At 39.1% G+C, this 6,962-nt stretch carries 6 protein-coding genes and 2 pseudogenes; 3 read left to right on the forward strand and 5 right to left on the reverse strand.

From position 1 onward, the window contains the following. Nucleotides 1-106: 106 nt before the first annotated feature. Complete coding sequence (locus GW534_RS07540; protein WP_161920438.1) at nucleotides 107-1,474, reverse strand: sensor histidine kinase; 1,368 nt, start codon at nucleotides 1,472-1,474, stop codon at nucleotides 107-109. Beyond that, nucleotides 1,471-2,139 carry a response regulator transcription factor gene (locus GW534_RS07545; protein ID WP_161920439.1) on the reverse strand — a complete coding sequence of 223 codons (669 nt, stop codon included), beginning with the start codon at nucleotides 2,137-2,139 and terminating at the stop codon, nucleotides 1,471-1,473. Before GW534_RS07545 ends, GW534_RS07540 begins: the two co-directional genes overlap by 4 nt. 166 nt (nucleotides 2,140-2,305) lie before the next feature. Between GW534_RS07545 and GW534_RS07550 the strand changes: the two are divergent. From GW534_RS07550 to GW534_RS07560, 3 genes and pseudogenes are all read left to right on the forward strand, one after another. Then, nucleotides 2,306-3,204, forward strand: a pseudogene (locus GW534_RS07550) (IS6 family transposase). Nucleotides 3,205-3,615: 411 nt separating this feature from the next. Further along, nucleotides 3,616-5,262, forward strand: coding sequence for an L-lactate permease (locus GW534_RS07555; RefSeq protein WP_161920440.1), 1,647 nt, complete (start codon nucleotides 3,616-3,618; stop codon nucleotides 5,260-5,262). A 52-nt stretch (nucleotides 5,263-5,314) separates the two neighbouring features. Beyond that, nucleotides 5,315-5,621 (forward strand): annotated as a pseudogene (locus GW534_RS07560) (YfhH family protein). Between the two features lie 22 nt (nucleotides 5,622-5,643). Here GW534_RS07560 and GW534_RS07565 read toward each other — a convergent pair. The 3 genes from GW534_RS07565 to GW534_RS07575 form a co-directional block, all read right to left on the reverse strand. After that, entirely contained in the window at nucleotides 5,644-5,808 is a 165-nt protein-coding gene (locus GW534_RS07565) for a YpzG family protein (protein WP_129000785.1), read from the reverse strand. Between the two features lies 1 nt (nucleotide 5,809). Beyond that, nucleotides 5,810-5,977 (reverse strand): small, acid-soluble spore protein K, encoded by a 168-nt coding sequence (locus tag GW534_RS07570; RefSeq protein WP_003397928.1) that lies wholly within the window; start codon nucleotides 5,975-5,977, stop codon nucleotides 5,810-5,812. 90 nt (nucleotides 5,978-6,067) lie between these two features. Continuing rightward, a partial coding sequence (locus tag GW534_RS07575) for a metal-dependent hydrolase (RefSeq protein ID WP_161920441.1) occupies nucleotides 6,068-6,962 on the reverse strand: 895 nt, incomplete at its 5' end.

The following is a 6,962-nucleotide window of genomic DNA, read 5'->3' on the forward strand; positions in this document are numbered from 1 at the left end:
ATCTCACCTCATCATCGATCATAGAAAAGCAAAGTTAAATCCAGGTAAGGAAGAAGTTTAAATTTCGTTTAAAATGGATCAAAAAATGGGTAGCTCCGAAAACACATTAAAACGTTTTTTCGGATCTACCCACTTTGTATCGTTTAATTTTGATGATGGTTCCCTGTTCACTTGATTTCATATCCCAGTCCAATTCCATCCCCTTTACCATCATATCAACAATCGATAAACCAATTCCTGCACCTTTTTCATTAGACCCATTTTTCATCCCTTTTCCACGATCAGAAATAACAAACGCATCGTACTCTTTCGTTGATTCTGTTTTCACTCCAATATATCGCCCGGATTTTGCATGGCGTAACACGTTTTGAAATAGATTATCTAAAATACGCCCCATCCATAAAGGATCGATCATCCATTTATTTTTTTCAAACGGATGTAATTCAACATCAATTTCAAAACCTTCTTTTTCAAAAAGTGAATACCATGAGGCTATGGATTCTTTCACAAAACGAACGACATCGATTTCTTTCGGTTCAAATTTATACTTACTGGCCATTAGTAGAGTATAAGACATCAAATTTTCGATTAACCTGTCAATATGATCAATCGAATCTTCCATGGACTTTATCGCTTGATTCCCTTCCTGCGACAACTCCTCTTTCGCTATGAAATAAGTTTGAGCTCGTATTTTTGTTAAAGGTGTTCGTAAATCGTGCGATAGATTGGCAATTAATTCCCTCCGTAATTGCTCTTCTTCTTGTTCACGTTGTTTGCTTTCTCTCAGTTCAAAAACCATTTGATTAAACGTTTGTTCGAGTTGGCCAATTTCATCATTCTTTTTGACATCAACCTGTATGGGAAGTCCATTCACATCTCGAACTTCCATTGCTTTTTGTAAATTTAATAATCTTTTTCTAATACCTTTAAAAAATAGAAAAGAGGCTAGGATAAAAAGGAGAATCATTCCTATCGTTAAGCTTAATAAAACACTTCCATACTTTTGACCATCTGGTGGCTTAAGTTGATTTCTTGGAATCTCAAAAACGATAAATCCTTGTGATTTATCTTTTCCAACGAAGGCTATAACAGTAAAAGGATCGCCTCCATAACGTTCTTTAATAAAATGTGCTGTGGAAGTAGCTGTCCATTTTAAAGGCAGTTCTTCTTTTACATCAAATTGAGTTCGTAAGTTTCCATTACCATCTACCCAAAACATCGAGGCAGCAGGATATTGTTGCATCCACTTTTTAAAATGTTTTTGAATCGTTTCTTCAGAAACATTTTGTATTTTACTTGCTTCATCATTCCATTTTTCTTCTATGACGTTTGGATTTAAACTGTCCTCGGGCGAAATGATTGAATCTGCACCAAACATAATCAAAGCATATATTACAAAAACAATCTGGGTGAGAAATATGGCTGTAACAACGATAAGCATATATTTTGCAAGTAATGATCTGAGGAATTTCATTTTTTCACCCTATACCCAATTCCACGAATCGTTTCAATAATCGTTGGATTGGCTGGATCCTTTTCTATTTTTTCTCTTAAATAACGAATATGAACCATCAATGTTTTATCTCCTTCTATATAGGGTTCTCCCCATACACCTTCATAAAGCTGTTCTTTCGTTAATATTTGATTTAAATGGCGTAGAAAGTATTGAAAAAGATAATACTGCTTCCCTGTTAATTGAATTTCCTCTCCTGTTTCTTGATTCACAATTTGTAGATCTTTCGTATGGATCGTTAAATGTTGAAGTTGCAATATATTATCATTTTTGTTAAACCTTCTTAACAGAACCTCGATTCGTGCTGCGAGCTCATCTGGATGAAATGGTTTGGTTAAATAATCATCCGCAAAACTGAGTCCTTCTAATTTATCTTCTACCGCAGTACGTGCAGAAAGCATTAATATAGGTAAATCCTTGTTTTCCCTTTTAATACGTTTTCCGATTGAAAATCCATCTAATCCAGGAAGCATAACATCCAAAATAACGATATCTACTGTGGAAATATACTGATCAATCCCTTCCCCTGATTGCATCCATTTTACTTGATATCCTTTTTCCTTTAAGTTTTGTGTTACCCATTTTCCAATATCTTTTTCATCTTCTATGTACAAAATATGAACCATTTTTCTCCCCCCCATGTCTATACGCGTATTGTCAAAAATTTTATATTAAATAGGTTATAAAATACCTTGATAGAGGGCTTTACAAGCAAAAAAATTGCCACCCCCTGGATTTTAAGGTTAATTTGAGGTTACTACAACTCAAAACCTAAAACAGGAAGTGACAATCTTGTACCCTCAAATTATAACCTATTTATTAACTTATATAAACTATTTAGAACAGATCATTCGAACATTACTTACTCTACTTATCGGAAAAAACATGTTTGAAAAGCCTAAACTTAATGAACAACCAGTTAATATGCCTTATCGAAAACTTCAGGTAGACAATCTTCCGATTGTTGAAGTCCCTGAAAAACTTGATTATAAAATTCTGCTCGCTGAGCATTTTGAAAAGAACGGGAAACCATTGAAACCTGTTCAGAGACGAAAGAATACGAAAGTCTCAGTACCTAAATCCATGATCTGTCCAAAGTGTGGTGCTCCATCAGAAAATTCTGCGGAGACGAAACTTACATCAGAGTAAATGGGCGCTGGCATTACTTGTTCTTCTTCTTTGATGCCGTGAAAAAGATTATTCTTTCTTATCCGGTGTCGCCTAATCGAGATACCTTGTCAGCCATTCGTGCCATAGACGAAGTCTTACTAAAGATGAAAGAGGTTCCTGAGAACCTTACCTTTGTAGTAGACGGAAATCCAATCTATCTTCTAGTTCAACATTTCTTCGCTCAGCACGGTATCTCATTTGATGTGAAACAAGTGATTGGTCTTACGAACGAAGACCCAGTATCAACGGAATTTAGGCACTTAAAACAAATTATTGAGAGACTGAATCGAACCTTTAAAGGTAATTATCGCTCGACACATGGCTTCGGTTCTGAAAAAGGCTCCGTATCGTATGTCACGCTCTTTGTAGCTTACTTTAACTTTTTACGTCCTCATGCAAGCTTAGAAGGAAATGTCCCGGTAGTGAATCCAGAATTACTCGGACTTCCCACGATGCCAGCACGCTGGACAAAATTGATTGATTTAGCCCAACAATGGATTCAAGAAAAACGAACCGCCTAAATTTTGCTTTAGCTGAGCCCTTATAGATGTGAAGCTCAAAATAAGCCGTTTGGCGAAGCGAACCCTTGACAAACCAAACAGCCAATGGTTTAAAATTTTCGGAAAACAAGGGCGTATTTGTTATGCCTAAATTTTGTTCCCTTCGCCCTTGTTACACCTGACATAAACCATTGGCGTGTTTGTCAAGGGCAAATGGCGGAGCCTTTCCACAACTTTACGGAAGAAAATTCTTATCTCGACCGTTTTTTCATAGAACTTTTGACACTACCATGTAGAATATATTTACGACAACATGGAAAACGTATACATAAGCAGTTGTTATGAAGTAGTCAAATGTTATTGTGAATTATTACACAAACTTATGGTACAATGTCTTATGTCATTATATTACAACAAAGAAAGGGGAACAATATGAGTTTTTTACAAGTGGTAACAGCTTCTACACCGGTATTAGCGGTCTTTCTTTTTCTCGTTTTATTGCGTTTACCAGCGGCAAAAGCGATGCCGATTAGCTTTTTGATCACTATCATTTTGTCGTTATTCGTTTGGAAGATGCCTAGTGTTCAAGTGGCAGCTGCAACAATTGAAGGTGTTATTGTCGCCATGTCAATTTTGTGGATTATTTTCGGAGCGATTTTACTGTTAAACACGTTGACAAAAAGCGGGGCGATGGATACGATTCGGAGCGGATTTTTAGGTTTTACACGCGACCGACGTGTGCAAGTCATCATTATCGCCTGGTTGTTTGGGGCGTTTATTGAAGGGGCAGCTGGATTCGGGACGCCCGCAGCAATCGGTGCGCCGCTCCTTGTTGCTTTAGGATTTCCACCGCTTGCTGCTGTTGTTGTAGCGCTTGTTGCGGATAGTAGCCCTGTTTCATTTGGAGCGGTTGGAACACCAATTCTTGTCGGAGTCGATCAAGGGCTTCGTGAAGGAAGTGCTGTTGCTGAGCGGGTACAACACGTCATCGGTACAACCGATTTGTCTTCGTTTCTTCAAACGCTCGCAAAACAAGCAGTGTCTTTTGATATTATTATCGGTACGTTCATCCCGTTAATTTTAGTGCTTATTTTAACGCGCTTTTTCGGTGAAAATCGCTCGTGGAAAGAAGGGTTTGAAATTTGGAAGTTTGCTTTATTTGCCGGGCTTAGCTTCACCGTCCCGGCGTTTCTTGTCGCTTCTTTCTTAGGGCCAGAGTTCCCATCGATGATCGGTGGATTAATCGGTTTAGCGATTGTTGTACCAGCAGCAAAAAAAGGATTTTTATTGCCAAAAGAGCCGTGGGATTTTAAGAAGACGGATGAGCATCAAACGGAAACAAGCGTGAAAAAAAGCGACATGCCACTTTTACTTGCATGGATGCCGTATATTCTTGTTGCGATCATTTTAGTGTTGACGCGCCTACAAAACTTGCCATTAAAAGCATGGCTTCGTTCCGTGGAGCTACAATTTAACAACATTTTAGGAACAAACATTAGTACAGCGATTGAGCCTTTATATTTGCCGGGAACGATTTTTCTCGTCGTCATTGTCATAACTATATTTATGCATAAAATGAAGCGTGAAGATATTTTAGCGACGATGAAGGAGTCGGCGTATACGCTCATCGGTAGCGCGATTGCGCTCGGTACAGCGGTACCGATGGTTCGCATTTTCATTAATTCCGGTGTAAATGATGCTGGGCTTGCAAGTATGCCGATTGAATTAGCTTCGATGGTTGCGGGTGCTGTTGGAGCGGCTTGGCCATTAGTTGCTCCTTTAATTGGTGCGCTCGGCTCATTTATTTCAGGTAGTGCAACGTTTAGTAATATGATGTTTTCTTTATTTCAATTTAGCATTGCGGATCAAATTCAAGTACCACATCATATCGTTATCGCTGGACAAGTGTTAGGAGCGAATGCAGGGAACATAGTTTGTGTATTAAATGTCGTTGCAGCCGCTTCTGTCGTTGGTCTAGCTGGAAAAGAAGGGACAATTATTCGCATGACGCTCATTCCAATGCTTTACTACGTATTGATGACAGGAATACTTAGCCTTCTTTTGATCTATGTGTTTTAGCTCCCCTTATGATACGATAAAGATGAAGTTCGTATAAAGCGGAGTGAGGGGAATGGAACAGAAACGATATAGTGAAATGAGCGAATGGGAGTTAAAGCAGGAAATTGCTGCATTGACTGAAAAGGCTCGGAAAGCAGAACAAATGGGCATGGTAAACGAATACGCGGTGTACGAAAGAAAAATGGCTGTGGCGAAGTCGTATTTGTTAAATCCCGATAACTTTTTACGAAATTGAAGGAGACCCACAGTCGTTATTTAAACTTCAGTATGTGAACGGTGTATTCGCATGGGGATATCGCTTGAATGACCCAGATACAGAAGTAGCGTTACCTATTTCATTGCTAAAGAAAAGAGGTTGACGGGCATGTCAACCTCTTTTCGTCATATTTTCCGTTTGCTTACTTCGGAATGCAAAATCATTAAGCTTTGCGATTGTTGTGTTTCACCGTTTACTTGGGCATGGGCGTGCTTCGGATTTGCCCACGGTTGTGGGAAAGGATCGGAATAACGGTTATCATAAAATTTTTTACGCCTATGTTTACCCATCTTATTCCTCCTCGATGTCGCCACGTTTACTTGACGCATGCATTCGTTCTTGAGGGTGCGTATTAATTGTTCCGTTTGCACGTTTTGATGCGTATTCCGCTTTTGCGCGTGGCTCACCTTCTAATTTTTCGTTGTTTTGATTCGGAAAGCCTCGTTCTTTATTGCCCACTGTTAGTCCCCCCAGATGTGATGTAGTGCTCTTGAAGCACACGTATAGTATTCATCAATAGACGGTGATTTATGAACACCGCCGTTTACTTTAGCTTGGAATAAGTTCTAGTTTTTTGCGCAATTTCTTCTCGCTAAAAATCCATCCTGTATAGGAGCTAACAATGTTTAAGTCGCGATCAAGCTGCACGACCGCAACAAATGGATAATGATCTTTGCTTCGGTAACGCAAATCAATAAAACGCACTTCATAATGGTCGTCATACTCATGAACTTCCCAGCGATATACTGGTGAACACGACAAAAATGCCACTAAATTTTCATCTTGTTTTGCTTTTTCAATGACAGGAATGTTTGGAATAGGGCATTTTTCGAATATGTCGAGTACGTTAATCGCCCCTCTTTGCGAGCGAGCAACGTAAAAGTGGGTTGATGTTGTCACAGCTAAATGCCATTCATTCCATTTTATTGTCGGTACGGTAATGATTTGTTCGACATCCGAAAACATTTGTTTGATCTTGCGCTTTATCGCTTGTTGTTGACAAAAGCGAATGATATAGTAACCAATGAGCACAATGTACACAGCGAGAAACGTATACCCAGCATGGTGCCCGTTCAGCCATAGGACGACTCCGGCTACATGAACGACAAAAATAAAAGGGTCAAACGTATTAATTATCCCAAGAGCAACCCATTTCTTTGAAAAAGGACGTAACGCTTGCGTTCCATATGAATTAAATATGTCGACAAACACATGAAAACTGACAGCGATAAACGTCCAAAGCGCGATGTGAAAAAACGATGCACCATACACGTAAAAAAGGGCAACGCTAATGAGCAGCGTCCAAACAAATAACGCGGGGATGGAATGGGTGATGCCGCGATGATTCCGAATATATTTGGCGTTATTTTTTAATTTTAAAACGGTGTCAATATCAGGTGCTTGGGAACAGCTATGAGGAGTAAATTTATCAATTTTCGGTAGC

Source organism: Pallidibacillus pasinlerensis (genome assembly GCF_009996845.1).
Lineage (GTDB): Bacteria > Bacillota > Bacilli > Bacillales > Caldibacillaceae > Pallidibacillus > Pallidibacillus pasinlerensis.